Here is a 14,999-nt window from a genome sequence, read left to right on the forward strand (position 1 = left end):
AATTAAGGACTTAGGGATCATACTATGTAATTTAAAACACACTTATTGATAAAGACACTACTCTTGATATGCCTTACCCCTTTTTTCGGTGATATCAGTTTTACTATAAACAGTGTTTAAGAAAACTGAAGATTCCTCTAATTTTGAAAACATTAAAAATATAAAATACAAATTAACACTTAAAAATCTATGGGATTAGCAGAAAAAAGAATCGTAAAAGCATATCAGGAAGGAACCTATAAAACACTTGTGAATGAAATTAACACATTAGCTGGGTTTGAACCAACGTTCGAAGTAGATTGGGATAGTCTTTCAACAAACTCATACTCTCATATTTGGGAAAATTCGTTTACAGAGATATATTTTACCCCTATTATCAATGCTTTTAAAGGTATCACAGCAGATGAATTAGGAAAAGAAGCCCTTCAGGAAACTCTAAAAAAAATAATCATCAAGGATGAGGCAGATAATGCTTATGCAAAAAGTGCCTATAGTTTTAATGAAGGTGTATTGACCATTGATCATAGCAGTTATATTAATGTAGATCAAACAGATGAGCGTACACAAGCGTTAACTGAACTTTTGGAAAATCAATTATAGTTAGCTTCCTAAATAATATGTGAAAAAGTTCCTGTTTATACCAAACAGGAACTTTTATCTTATTTACATATGCTATTATGAATTTAGATGCCCTTACAGGAGAATTGTACTATAGCATACGCTATCATATAAAAATTCTCAAAAGAAGAAAGAGTTGTAGTATTATTTCCAATCTTAGATGATGATAATATAAAGAATTACATTTTATATAGATATAGACGAAACAAAATCCGTTAAATTTCTCCAAAATAGAACAGAAGAATACAGACTATCCAGATCACAAGGATCAAGTAGTAAGTAATTGTTGATAGTCTAAAGCAAGAAAATGTTTTCAATACCCGCCAAATAGGATATGTAAGAGGATTTTATCTACACTAGAAGCATAAACTGATTAGGCATTTTAAATGAAATTTGGATGTTATACTACAAATATCCCATATTTGTAGTACAAATGAAGACAAGCACATGATATATAAATCCGAAATCACTGTTTAGTCAGTGTGATGATCGATGGGTAATAGGACTATCCTATCAAAATTGGACGTTATGTGGTTGTTTTAATCCTTATGTATGAATTGATTTAAGTAAAATAATATAAAATTATAAGCGTCCAATTTCTTGGGCGCTTTTTTTATTGAAAATTTTTTAAAATGAATAAAAAATAATTAGCACATAAAGAATAACACTTGGAAAGTAAGCATCAGAGCGACAGACGATTGCCAAAACATCCAATATTCGTTGAAAAACAAACAAGGATTCCTATGATTCGATTTAAACACAACTAATTGATTTTCAGTAAAATAAATTTTAAAATATTTGAAAAATTATAAAAAAATTTGATCTTTGCATTGTATTCAAAATGACCCAAAGACCAATAATAATTTTCTAATTAAAAAGATAAAAAACTAAATATGATACCGAGTAATTTACAACATACCATAGACCACCTCTTTAGTAAACAAAGGGAATTTTGTTCTGATCGGAATAAATATGGTGTCTATTATATAGAAGGGAAGTGTATGCGATGATAAACCGACATACAACCACAAGATATATAAAGGCGGCCAAATAGGGCGCCTTTTTTATATTATAGTTTATTGATTTACTGAAAACATAATTGACTATTAGCATAACTGGAAGAGCACTCAACTTTTAGTTAAGAACATACCAACCCTTTTTATCTCAGCGGCTTACAATTTCTCTTGCAATGGCATACGGCAGGATCCAAATTGTCAAAAATAAATTATAAAAACACTGCTTTATCAAAGAGTGCTAATAAAATTTTGGTCTAAAGTTTGAAATGTTCACGTTTTCTAATATAGGTCTATTCCATCATTTCTAAAGTGCTCATCCTTGCGTAATAATAGCATTAATAATAAGGTATAACTCAGTGGTAGAGTACCGCGACTATATCGCGGGAGTCTTGGGTTCGATTCCCAATACCTTATCTAAAATACACAAAAATAGTAGTATAATCCTACTTGGGTTTTACAGATTCTTCATAAATGGGCTCATTTATTTTGCATCAAAATTTGGTTTATTGTTTCATTGAAGTTCGAACTTCAATAAAAGAAAAGTTTGAAAATATCAGGTTTTCTTATTTCTTACTGTAAATTCCGAAAAAAATCGCAAGTCCTCCTGTAAAGAACATTAGCAAACTATATACTGCAGGAGCTATCGCAAATGAGGTATTATGAAGTAGGGCAATAGCAATAGAAACAGCTAACGTGCCATTCTGAATACCGGATTCAATTCCAATAGATATGGCACCTTTATGATGAACCTTGAATAACTTAGCTGAGTAGTACCCTATAAACATTGTTAAGCTATTGAGCAATAAAGCTATCAGACCCGCTTCTCGAAAATAAGACATGAAATTGTCTTTTTCTTTAATCAAAATACCAACAATAACTAAAACTAACACCAATGCAGAAGCAATTTTTACCGGTTTAGCCATTTTTAAAGCAAAAGATTCATTGTATTTTCTAATCAACATGCCCACAGCGACTGGTACAATAATAATCACTAAAATCTGAACAATGGTTTCCATTACATTCAATTGGATGGTTTGGTCCCCGGATAAAAAATAAAACAATGAAAAATTGACTATAAACGGTATCGTAATTATTGTGATCAGGCTACTACAAGCAGTTAATGTTACGGACAAAGCAATATCTCCTTTTGCCAAATACGAAATCAAATTAGAGGTCGCCCCACCTGGACAAGCTGCTAATATCATAATCCCAACAGCAATTTCGGATTGTAAGGAAAGCAAAGATGCAAGGGCAAAACCTACTAGTGGTAAGATTATAACTTGATTGGTTAACCCTACTAAAATGGCTTTTGGATACATAAGTATTCTCTTAAAATCCGCCGTAACTAGTGATAGTCCCATCCCTAGCATGATGATACATAGAGATGCCGCTAAAATAATCGTCGATATATTATCCATAAAATTTGTCTTCCAATGTATGGTCTAATATAAAGATTTATTTATCAACCCTTTACCAATCAAAATACAATAAAATAAAAACAGGATCTTTAACCAGATCGAAATCCTGTTTCTCTTCAAATTCTCTATACGTTTTTATGCATCTAACAAATATCTTATGAGCTAATCCCATAGTATGCTTTAGAAAGGGAATCACATCAAAATTGGTCAATCTATACATGCCAAAACTTTAACCAATAATTGAATTGAACTAAAGAGACATTAGCGACAGCTTTAATCTATTTCCAATTATGCCAAAATTTATCACTATGAAAAAACATTTTTGATTAAAGATTTTAGGTTTAACTGAAAGCACATGTAGATTCTTCGTTATATAAAGAAGAATACACCAAAAGTGTTTAAAAACTATAGAAATCTGTTTTGGTAAAATGATTTTAAAAGTCAATTACCCAAGCAAAATTTTTCTGGATTATCTCTTCTTTTTTTATTGCTACAAAATCCATGTAAGCTACAGCTGCTGGAGATAGTTTTTTTGATTTTAGATGGATTAGATTCCATGTGGTTTTTATAGGTAGACCTTTTACAGGAATAATTTGTAAATTTTCATTTTTCAATTCTTTTCTGATACCTATCAACGGCATTATTGAACAACCTAAACCAGCCAATACTGCCTGTTTTACTGCTTCATTGGAGGATAGCTCTAACTTTTTTCTTACTGAAAATTTATTCTTTAAAATAAATGTTTCCATGGCTTTTCTTGTGGCAGAACCTTGTTCTCTATAGATTAATGGATAATCCTCAAAGAGTTTCTTTTTAGATAGCCTAGCTTTGATATTAAAATCTTTATTCGCTACATAAAAAAGTTTATTTTCCATTAATGGTACTGTATTCACTTTTAAATTTTTAGGTAATACAGATACCAAAGCAAAATCAACCTTATTCATCTCCAGGCTTTCCACAACTTGAGATTTATTGGTCACATCCATGATCAACTCTACACTTTTATGAAGTCGCATAAAGTCAGATAAGAAATATGGCATAACATATTTTCCCGTTGACACTACGGATATTTTCAAACGACCCGAAAGCTGTCCTTCATATGCTTGTGTCTTATAGTTTATGGCATATACTTCATTCAGTATTTTTTCTGCTGCTGCTGCTATTTCCTTCCCAAAATCCGTTATATAAAGTTGTCTTCCTACTACTTCTGTAAGTGGAATAGGAAACTGATCTTGAAATTTTTTTAACTGAATTGACACTGCCGGCTGTGTTAAATGTAAGGTTTCAGAAGCTTTTGTAACACTCTGTAATTCAGCTATTTTTAAGAAAATCTGAAGTTGATGCAGTGTATAATTCATAAATAAAATTAATGCGTTACATAACAAATATAAATAAAAATATATGAATTATTTGTCTAACCTTTGTACTCATCAAGTAGTTTAACTTTAAAAAAAACAATTAATGGAAACACAAGAATTAATCAAAACTGAGACAACTAAACAAAAAATTGAATTAGTAAAAGGTGAATTTACGCCCTCTGAAGCTTCGCACGTCATTAATAGTTTGATCAATGAGAAAATTAATTTTCACAAATTACAACGTTTACAAGTGTTAGAGGGTGATCATGGATGCCAAACCAATTCTCTTGATGGCCGTATCTCAGAATTAGAAAAAGAAAAAGAAATTGCCCGCAACTTTATCAATGAAATAAGAGTTTTAGGCCAAAATCTAAAAATAAGCGGAACGCTTACTATAAGTCTTATTGATTAATTAAATCATAATTTAATAATGGAAATATTCAAAACAAAAGTTTTACCTATTTTGGGATGTATTACACTGTTATTCTTTTGCACTCTTTCCTATAACAATGATCAGTTATTTTTTACTGAAATTTTAGTTTGTTCCTTAATTATCGGTGGTTTACTGATCATTAAAGTACAATCTCGAGTAAAAAGAACGAGTGCAAATTTATTAGAAAATAAAAATATTAAAACTACCGAAAATGAATTTTCAAGATCGTACAGTGAACAATATTCCTCGTAATTTTGTGAATACAAACACACAACCACAAACCCCGGTATATTACAAAGTAATTGCATCCCTATTTTGGGTGTTGTTCGCTGCAGGTTTGGTATTCATCACTCTGAATTATAGTAATATGCCAACGATAGATATAAAAAATTTATTGCGCATCAATGGCTTTAGTATGCTGATCTGGACCACAGTAATGTTTTTTAGTGCCATCATTACTAGTTATGCAGGTAATTACCTAAATGGTTTTAAGTATCAAGGTAAGTTTTTAATTCTATGCTTAGGTTTTACCGCATCAGTTCTGCTATTGGTTATAGCAAACCATATTGTGTTATTACTCATAAGCTGGCTATTAATGGCTGTTTTTATGTCACAATTAATTGGGATTAATAAGAAATGGGGTGAAGCTAGAGAAGCTTCAAAATTTACACTAAAGTATTTTCTGACAGGTACCCTCTTCTTAACAGCTGGATTATTGCTACCTGCTTTTTATAGTAATGTATTTACTCTATCGAAGCTTACTGAGATTATCAGTGACTTACCCATGTTTGTTACCGTTCCTTCTGCCTTACTCATCATAGCTGCAGCTATTGTACAATCAGCCATTTATCCTTTTCATCGTTGGTTATTGTCTGCAATGACTGCTCCTACGCCAGCATCTGCTTTAATGCACGCAGGGTTTGTTAATGGGTCCGGAATATTGCTCGCATTGTTTGCCTCACTACTAGTTGTATCGAATACATTAGATATCCTTTTTATTATAGGAGGATTAACAGCTATCATAGCCCAATTTACCAAATTGCTTCAGGTAAACGTAAAGCACAAATTAGCTTGTTCTACTATAGCACAAATGGGTTTCATGATCATGCAGTGTGGTTTAGGCTTTTTTAATGCGGCAATAGCACATTTAATTCTACACGGGTTTTATAAAGCTTATTTATTTCTTTCATCAGGAGAAGAGGTGGCTCAAACAGCACCAAAAAAGCCATTACTTATACGTATTAAATCATTACAGGCGATAATAGTATTACTTTTCGGGACTATGGGAGCTGCTCTTTTTGCCTTTTGGACAGGAAAAGGAACTAACCTGGATAGCAGTATTTTTTTAATACTTATTGTTGCCATAACTGTAGGACAAGCAACTTATAATATTACAAAGGAGCGCAGCCTTTCACTGCTGCAAAAAACTATACTAATGCCAATCCTTTTCGTTACCGGAATTGGATTGTATGCTTTAATGTTTAATGGTGTAACAATATTAATGGTTGATACTCCAATGACAATCAACTCGCTACCATTATCCTGGACACAGATCGTTTTTGGGATTATATTCCTTTTTGGATTCTTTATGATGAAATTAGGGGGGTACCAAAGGTTACCATGGTTGTATGTTCAATTAATGAATCTATCGCAACCACATAAAAAAACAGTTTTAATGTATAAATCAAAATCCATATGAATCCAGCTATTCTAAGTAGTATTGATAAAGCATCAAAAGTTATAGGAAAAACCTGGCCACTGTATACCTTTGTAGCTTCAAATCCATTATCAGGATATGAAAACAGTTCTTTTAAAGAAGCGGTAAAATCAGCTCAAAACGATCTTAACGCCAGCGTGTTTCCAAAAGCAGCAATGTACCGTCAAGCTTGGAACAACGGTGAAATTGACACCAAAATAATAACCAAACTATTAGTACAAGAAGGTTTTACGGAATCTCCCAATGTATATCTGGAGCGTATTGAACAGCTAACCTTATCTGAAGTAAATAATCCACAACACGAACTAGACAGAATTATGGCTAAATGGCTAGCAGCTTTTATGGATGAGGGTTTGGCCGAATGGAATATGCCTTTTAAAAGTGAAGGGTTTTATAATGCTTGGAGATATCTTGTAATCTATGATGCCGAATCTGGCATAAGATCATTAAAAGAAATACCTAAAACCAGTTTGGATGCGCTAGAATTGGTATTAAAAGAATTCCCTGAACACGAATATACAAATATCCTAACTTCTCATCTTGCTGCTTTACCAGGGTGGACTGGTTATATTAATTATAGAGAGGAATCAGATTCTAAGTGGCAACAGCAATATCCGATAAATATGTCTGACTATCTTGCAGCACGTTTATTAACTGCTAAAAGTCTCGGATTTGAAATTATTCCAGAAACAAATACAACTAAAAATAACGACACCGTATTAACGCTAAACTATATTTGGCTTAAAGCCTGGGAACAAAGCTGGCAAAATCAACTCATAAAAACGCTAGAACAACAATCAACAAAAGATTTCTCATCTAACAGTAAAGAAAAACCTGACGCTCAGATGGTATTTTGTATTGATACCCGTTCAGAACTAATCCGAAGACATATTGAAGCTAATGGAAATTATGAAACTTATGGCTATGCGGGATTCTTTGGAATAGCAATGGACTACGAAAGCTTAGAGGATGGAATTGTACGTAAGTCGTGTCCTCCAATTGTAGGATCAACATATAAAGTAAAAGAAAGAGCACAGTTAAATTCTGAGAACAAATTTCAACGATTCCATGCTAAACAGGATATAAGAAAGTTCAAAAAATACTTCTTGAAACGTATGAAGAACATGCTTCCTTCTGCCTTTGGGTATGTAGAAGGATCAGGGATATTCTACGGATTAAACCTAATTGCCAGAACCCTCCTACCTGGCAAACTATATCAACAAAAAAAGAAACAGGCACAGATAGTTACTTCGGTAGGTGAACCACACATTAATTTAAATAATGATCAAGAGCCAATAGGGATCTCTTTAGATGAAAAAGTGGGAATTGTAAAATCAGGATTCGATCTTATGGGATGGGAAAGTTTCTCGACTCTAGTACTTTTTGTAGGACACGGCAGTCACTCTGCTAATAATCCATTTGGATCCAGTTTAGACTGTGGTGCTTGTGCAGCCAGCCCAGGAAGAAATAATGCCCGAACATTGGCAAAATTGGCGAACCAACCCGAAGTTAAAAAAGATCTACGAGATAAATATGGAATTAAAATCCCAGAAGACACATTATTTATTGGAGCTGAACATAATACAACCACAGATGAAATTGTTTTATTTGACTCAAACGTTCCTACATCTCACATTCCTTATCTTAATGCCGTAAAAGTAAGTTTAGCTAAAGCACAACAATCGGCTACAGGAGACAGATTCGGCAACACTATAAAAAGCATAACAACTGCTGAGCGAAAAGCACATAATTGGGCTGAAACAAGACCGGAATGGGGATTAGCTAAAAATGCCGGATTTATAGTTGGTCCCAGAAGTATGACACAAAACATAAACCTAGAAGGCAAATGCTTTCTGCACTCTTACAACTGGAAGCTTGATATAACGGGAAAATCATTAGAAGGTATACTGCAGGGACCAATGGTAGTAACACAGTGGATCAATAATCATTACTACTTCTCTACTGTGGATAATGAGACTTTTGGTGGAGGATCAAAAATTACGCATAATATCACGGGTAAATTTGGTGTGGTACAAGGAAACGGAGGAGATCTAAAGATAGGACTACCGTTACAATCCTTATATAAATCCGATGACCAACTATACCACAAACCATTACGCCTTTCAGTAGTGATTAAAGCACCAATAGAGCGAGTTTCTGAAATCGTAGAGAAAAATAAAAATCTAAAAGCACTCCTAGATAATAAATGGATCTATCTTATTGTAATAGATCCAATACAAAACGATCAAGTCTTTAGGTATAGAAAAGCGATAGCATGGGATTTACTATCTAATACTTCTGAAAAAAAAATAAATCAAAAGCTTACGCAAATGAATAACCAACCTAGTAAATTTAAAGACTTAGCAGTTATGAATTAAATAATTTTCAAAAGTAGTTGATAGTTTTTTTGAAAAAATAATGTAAGTCTCTGATCAAAGAAATTCTAAACCTTAATGTTAATTAAAGTTCGTTAAAAATATAGAAAAAGCTTTTTACATTAAAACACTATAGATTGTCAACCTAAGAAGGCATATAAAAGATTAGAAAACAAAAAAGAGCGTCTCCACGCTCTTTTTCTTCACACAAATCATCTTAATTTAGGGGCTTATTCTAAAATTAAAACTCACTTTTTATAAATGTTTTCATCTTGGGGAGGATGAAAACGCTAACTCATTAACTCTGGTGTAAAGATACTACAATTTTTTAATCTACCAAACTTTTTTGGTGTTTTATCTAAATTAAATGCTTTTTATCTTTTTAAAACGATTAATTTTTTATTATTTGTAGTATTTTTCTTTCTTTTTCTCTTTTTACGAAAAAATAAACAAATTACAGGTAGGGTATAATGTTTTCATTTTGTTTTAGGGTTGTTAATTTCAAAAACAATTAAAAATAATTAAAAAAACAAGATGAAAAAGAACATTATATTTCAAATAGTTATCGTATTCTTCACGATTATGATTAACGCTCAAGAAACTAAAACTGGTGATATGAATAAAATACTAGACAATACTTATAAAAATAGTATTCGATTATTACCGCTACCAACCTTATTTGGATCTGGAATAAACATCGAATATGAACGTCTTATAAAAAATAACTGGTCTTTAAATATTCAAGCTTTTGGAGAATCGTATACTTCTGACACCAATAGAATTGGTTCACGACAGTATACTATTTCAACAAACATAGTTCAAATAGAAATTGATGGTAGATATTATTTATCAAAACATAAAAATGCTCTTAAGGGTTGGTTTGTAGGTCCAGGGATAATCGGTGGTTATAAAGATGTAGATGTTGAGGAACCCACAGACTCCAATAACAATGATTACGAAGCATTTATTATAGGAGGAGCTGTTAAGTCAGGTTATCAATGGATTTTTAATAGTGGATTTACAATAGGTTTGGCTAGTGGTATAGAAGCCATATATTCGGAGACGAGTACTCTTGAACCTATTTTAGAGTTTTCTATAGGTTATTCTTGGTAATTTGATATCTTTAATAAAGATACATTGTAGTCTTATAATTCACCCAAATTTTATATCGAATGCCCGAAAATGCGATAAGTGTTTGTGATGAGAAAGTATATGAACAACTGTATAGAGAACATGCAGAAAAGATATGCTATTACCTATATTATAAATATGGCGACATGGAAAAAGCCCAAGATATTGTGCAGGATAGTTTTGCAAAACTTTGGACAAATTGTTCTAAAATTATTTTTGGAGCGGCTAAGAGTTTTCTATATAAAATCGCTAATAATGCTTCTATCAATGATTACAAGCATCAAAAAATTGTATTAAAATATAAATCTACCGAACAAAAACATTATACCAATGAATCCCCAGAATTTCAGATGGAAGAAAAGGAATTCATGGATCGTTTAAACAAAGCAATTGCAGGGCTGAAAGAAGGTCAAAGAGTAGTTTTTCTTTTGAATAGAATAGAAAAGAAAACGTATAAAGAAATTGCAGAAATGCTTAATATCTCTGTAAAAGCTATAGAAAAAAGAATGCAGTTAGCATTAATAGAGTTGAGAAAAAAAATAGGTAATGTGTAAGTTTCGCTATGAAGTATTGTAAGGTTTCCTGTTATAGATGTAGTAATAATACCAAATATTATGGATAAGGATGATTTTCTAGGAAGATGGCTGGCAGATGATATCTCTAAAGAAGAGAAGCAAGAATTTGAAAATTCAAAAGATTATCTAGCCTATAAAGATATTTTACAAGGGGTTGAAAAATTTGAACGCCCCGTTTTTGATATAGATAAAGGATTTGAGAATCAAAAGGAGTATAACAAAGCATATAGGACTATCCTCAAAAGTAAAGTAATTAAACCCCGATTTTGGTTATATGCCGCTGCGGCAGTAGTTGTTATATTATTTGGATTGAGAACAGTGTTTTTCACTACGATAGAGGTACGCACGGAAATGGCCGAAACTAAAACTTGGACACTACCAGAAAAATCTGTAGTTACTTTAAATTCGGATTCCTCTATAGAATATGATAAAAAATCTTTTACCAAGAATAGAATCATCTACCTAAATGGAGAGGCTTTTTTTGATGTAGAAAAAGGTTCTAATTTTACTGTAAAAACTAAAAATGGTAACGTTACAGTTCTGGGAACAGAATTTAATGTTTATTCCCGAAATAAATATATAGAAGTACAATGTTTTGAAGGAAAAATACAAGTAAGAAACACAAAAGAAACAGTTGTTTTAACTTCTGGAGAAGCCATTAAATCTAATACCGAAGGCTCTATAGATTCCAAAGAAGTTAAAGGATTTAGACCGAGTTGGATGCAAGGTAAAAGTACATTTAGTCAAGTTACTTTACAACAACTTATCCAAGAACTAGAAAGGCAATATGATATTCATATCACTACTAATGAGGTTGATGTTAATAGGTTATTCTCTGGATTTTTTGTACACAATGATCTTGAAAATGCATTGAAAACTTGTTTTGAACCTATGAATATTAGTTATACAATAAATACTAAAAAAAATATATCGTTAAAAAATAAGTGAGATTATTTAAACTAACTACATTTTTAATATTTTTCGGTTTCATCATTGGTTATTCACAAACTGTGGATATACCAAAGACATCTGAAACTCAACCCCTATTGATTATATTAAAAGCTTTTGAAAACCAATTAAAGTTCGACCTTTCTTATGATGTGGATGTTGCAGAAAACATCTTACTAGATGTACAAAAAGAGAGTTTGTCTATTGCTTCATTACAAAGGATGCTAGAGCTTCAGACTTCTTACCAATTACAAAAAATAGGCGAAAACGATTATATTTTAATCAAGAATGATACTATAAAAAATATTTGTGGTATCGTTATAGATGCAGTCTCTCAATTTGAACTGCCTCAAGCTGATATACTCATAAATAAAAAAACAGTTGGAATTACGAACAAAAAAGGTACTTTTAATTTACAACTTCACCTTTATGATTCTATATCCATATCATATTTAGGATACAAAAACCAAACGATTAAAATTTCTAAGTTAACCACTAATTGCGATACTATTAGATTACAACCTGAAATCCAAAATTTAGGTCAGGTTCTTGTTAAAGAATATCTTACCGGAGGGATACAAAAAAATCAAGATGCATCAGTAAATATATCAACGAAAAAACTCCGTATCCTACCAGGACTTGTAGAACCCGATGTATTGCAAAGTTTACAATTGATCCCAGGTATTGCCAGCCCAACAGAAGATCCTGCTGGATTATACATTCGTGGAGGAACTCCTGGCCAAAATTTAGTGCTTTGGGATGGAATCAAGATGTATCATAATGGCCATTTTTTTAATCAAATATCTTCGTTTAATCCATATATTACTAAAAGTGTAACCGTATATCGTGGTGGCACCAGTGTGCGATACGGAGATCGAATATCTGGAGTAATTGATATAAAATCTGATGATGATCTTATTGAAAAAAACCAAGTGGGAGGAGGTCTTAATTTAACACATGTAGATGCGTATATAAAAGTCCCTTTATCAAATAAAATAGGGTTTTTACTTGCTGGTCGCAGATCCACCACAGATATCTATCAAAATATAGCCTATAACAATCTAGTTAGAAAAGTATTTCAAAACACCCGAGCGACTATCCCAGATGTGGGAGATGATGCTACAGCAGAAGAAAGATCTAGACAAGATGATTTTTACTTTTCAGATAGTAACCTCAAAATCCTTTGGAAACCCAATGAAAATAATACGGTAAAGTTCAGTTCTATTTTTGCCGAAAATAGACTTGATAATATTAAAAGTATCGCAATACCAGAATTTAATACGGAAGTAGGAGTACAAGATATTCTAAAGGTTCGAAATCTTGGTTTTAGTCTTAATTGGGATAAAAAGTATCGTAATAATGTGCATCAAAATGTGAATTTTTATTTTTCATCTTATGATCAGCGATATAGCAAAATAGAAGATAGAACAAATGATACTGATGATAATACTGAAATTCTAAACAATACACTTAAAGATATAGGAGGAGAATATAGGTTACACTTACCTATTGATAAAAAACAATCACTTGATCTAGGATATCAGTTTACCTATAATCAAGCGGAATATGAAATCAAAACTATTTTTCCTGATAATGAACCAGATTTTCAAGAAAATGGAATCTCCCTAAATGGAAGCGGAAACAATCACACTTTATACACAGAATATAAATACAAAACATCCAAAACATTTATAAATATTGGTATAAGAGGCTCTCAATTAAGTAATATTGGTTCTTTTTTTATAGAGCCCCGTATGTTTTCTTCTTATAAATTATGGAATAATCTTACACTTAATACTTCTGCAGAACTAAAAAATCAACAACTTAACAACCTCACTAATAGCAGTAGTGTATTTGGGAGAATTCCAACTCTTCCAGCTGCAGATAATATTTGGATTCTCTCTAACAATTCTTCTAGTAGTGAAGAAATAGATATTCCTTTTATTAAAGTAGTAAAAAGTATGCAATTTACATTTGGCGCTTTGTATACGTATAATGGGTGGAATTTTGATATAGAAGGATATTACAAAAAAATAAAAGATATATCTTCTTTAAGTGATGTGATATTATTAGACCTAGCACTTCCCGATGATGATGATACTAATATATTTTTCGGAAAAGAAGAACGAATAGGTGTTGATTTTTTAATAAAAAAAAGAGTCAATAACTATAGGTTCTGGGCAGGATATTCTCTTAGTAAAACTATCACTTCTTTTCCTCTAGTGCAGGACACCTATTACAATGGAAGTTTTGATCAACGTCACGTATTTAATCTTTCACAGACGCTAAAAGTCAATCAATTTGAATTCGCTTTAGGATGGAATTATGCTTCTGGAAGACCTTATACAAGAATATTCGGTGATGATACTGATCTTGATGGTGGAGTCACTGATCCGAGAGGAATTAATTCTAGTAGATTCAAATCATACCATAGGCTGGATGCCTCTGTTACCTATAGATATAATATAAATTCTGATAAAAATGTAAATGGAATGATTGGTATTTCTTTACGAAACATTTATAACAGAAAAAACACCATTAGCCAAGGAATTAGACAAGATCAAGATTTTCTTTTACAAGGTTTCGAAAATAACTCTCTTCGTTTTACACCAGACTTAGTCTTTCGCTTTAATTTTTAATAAAAAAAGACAACTGCTATAAACATAACTGCTGTCTTTTTGAATTTTTACTGATTCTTATATTTTTGTCAATATTTGTCTAAACTCCCCGTCTTCATCATTAAATGTCACCGTCATCGTATTAGCAAAAAAAGTAATGGTTGCTTCTACAGCTTCAGCTCCATCCATATCCGAAGTAATCTTGTATTTATTATTCCCTAAGTTTTCCCAAGTACCTGTAAATGTATCTTCCAATACACAAGCACCATTTTGCATAACATGACTGGTACCACTAAATTTTTCATCTTCTGTTACTGTAAGAACATCCTGTAAGTCGCAGGTCTCGACAGTCACTTCTACTCCATCCTCAAACTCTTGAGTTATTTTCCAAACTCCAATAAATTTGTCCTGTGCATCTACTGGTCCAGAATTATCATCATCAGAACTACAAGATGTAAACATAATCGAAGTGGCTACGGTTAATAATAAAATGATTTTTTTCATGATTGTTTTTTTACGTTTTTAAAATTTTTACAACCCTAAAACATATATCTATCAAAAACACCCTAAAAAAATATCCAAAAAAAATCAAATTAAATTATAAACAATTGATAGTCATTTATTTAAATGAATAAATAATTTTAATTAAGTTTAAAAAATAAGTAGTTTTACATTCTTGGAAGTAATAGCAGTATAGATGATTCAACTAATAAAGTTAGAAAAACAAAAAAGAGCGTCTCCACGCTCTTTTTCTTCACACAAATCATCTTAATTTAGGGGCTTATTCTAAAA

At 31.8% G+C, this 14,999-nt stretch carries 12 protein-coding genes and 1 tRNA gene; 9 read left to right on the plus strand and 4 right to left on the minus strand.

Going from position 1 to position 14,999, the window contains the following annotated elements; genetic code table 11:
* Nucleotides 1-189 precede the first annotated feature (189 nt).
* Nucleotides 190-600: a hypothetical protein gene (locus ACWGOQ_RS15905; protein WP_452059133.1), complete on the plus strand. Its 411-nt coding sequence runs from the start codon at nt 190-192 to the stop codon at nt 598-600.
* A gap of 1,376 nt (nt 601-1,976) precedes the next feature.
* Nucleotides 1,977-2,048 (plus strand) — tRNA-Ile (locus ACWGOQ_RS15910).
* Nucleotides 2,049-2,197: 149 nt separating this feature from the next.
* On the opposite strand, the gene ACWGOQ_RS15915 is transcribed toward ACWGOQ_RS15910, so the two are convergent.
* The 3 genes from ACWGOQ_RS15915 to ACWGOQ_RS15925 form a co-directional block, all read right to left on the minus strand.
* Nucleotides 2,198-3,052 carry a bile acid:sodium symporter family protein gene (locus ACWGOQ_RS15915; RefSeq protein ID WP_452059134.1) on the minus strand — a complete coding sequence of 285 codons (855 nt, stop codon included), beginning with the start codon at nt 3,050-3,052 and terminating at the stop codon, nt 2,198-2,200.
* Between the two features lie 52 nt (nt 3,053-3,104).
* On the minus strand, nt 3,105-3,272 hold the full coding sequence (locus ACWGOQ_RS15920) for a hypothetical protein (RefSeq protein WP_452059135.1): 168 nt from the start codon (nt 3,270-3,272) through the stop codon (nt 3,105-3,107).
* 214 nt (nt 3,273-3,486) lie between these two features.
* Nucleotides 3,487-4,410, minus strand: coding sequence for a LysR family transcriptional regulator (locus ACWGOQ_RS15925; RefSeq protein ID WP_452059136.1), 924 nt, complete (start codon nt 4,408-4,410; stop codon nt 3,487-3,489).
* Nucleotides 4,411-4,513: 103 nt separating this feature from the next.
* Between ACWGOQ_RS15925 and ACWGOQ_RS15930 the strand changes: the two genes are divergently transcribed.
* The 7 genes from ACWGOQ_RS15930 (at nt 4,514) to ACWGOQ_RS15960 (ending at nt 14,228) form a co-directional block, all read left to right on the plus strand.
* Complete coding sequence (locus ACWGOQ_RS15930; RefSeq protein ID WP_452059137.1) at nt 4,514-4,822, plus strand: hypothetical protein; 309 nt, start codon at nt 4,514-4,516, stop codon at nt 4,820-4,822.
* A 232-nt stretch (nt 4,823-5,054) separates the two neighbouring features.
* Entirely contained in the window at nt 5,055-6,542 is a 1,488-nt protein-coding gene (locus tag ACWGOQ_RS15935; protein WP_452059138.1) for a proton-conducting transporter transmembrane domain-containing protein, read from the plus strand.
* Nucleotides 6,539-8,938 (plus strand): DUF2309 domain-containing protein, encoded by a 2,400-nt coding sequence (locus ACWGOQ_RS15940; RefSeq protein WP_452059139.1) that lies wholly within the window; start codon nt 6,539-6,541, stop codon nt 8,936-8,938. The genes ACWGOQ_RS15935 and ACWGOQ_RS15940 overlap by 4 nt, the downstream gene beginning before the upstream one ends.
* Before the next feature lie 531 nt (nt 8,939-9,469).
* Nucleotides 9,470-10,048, plus strand: a complete 579-nt coding sequence (locus tag ACWGOQ_RS15945; RefSeq protein ID WP_452059140.1) for a DUF3575 domain-containing protein — start codon at nt 9,470-9,472, stop codon at nt 10,046-10,048.
* Nucleotides 10,049-10,107: 59 nt separating this feature from the next.
* Nucleotides 10,108-10,620, plus strand: coding sequence for an RNA polymerase sigma-70 factor (locus tag ACWGOQ_RS15950; RefSeq protein WP_452059141.1), 513 nt, complete (start codon nt 10,108-10,110; stop codon nt 10,618-10,620).
* Nucleotides 10,621-10,680: 60 nt separating this feature from the next.
* Nucleotides 10,681-11,589 (plus strand): FecR family protein, encoded by a 909-nt coding sequence (locus tag ACWGOQ_RS15955; RefSeq protein WP_452059142.1) that lies wholly within the window; start codon nt 10,681-10,683, stop codon nt 11,587-11,589.
* Between the two features lie 98 nt (nt 11,590-11,687).
* Nucleotides 11,688-14,228: a TonB-dependent receptor gene (locus ACWGOQ_RS15960; RefSeq protein ID WP_452059143.1), complete on the plus strand. Its 2,541-nt coding sequence runs from the start codon at nt 11,688-11,690 to the stop codon at nt 14,226-14,228.
* Between the two features lie 57 nt (nt 14,229-14,285).
* Here ACWGOQ_RS15960 and ACWGOQ_RS15965 read toward each other — a convergent pair whose 3' ends face one another.
* Entirely contained in the window at nt 14,286-14,711 is a 426-nt protein-coding gene (locus tag ACWGOQ_RS15965; protein WP_452059144.1) for a lipocalin-like domain-containing protein, read from the minus strand.
* Between the last annotated feature and the right edge of the window lie 288 nt (nt 14,712-14,999).

It is taken from the genome of Aquimarina ulvae (assembly GCF_053613295.3).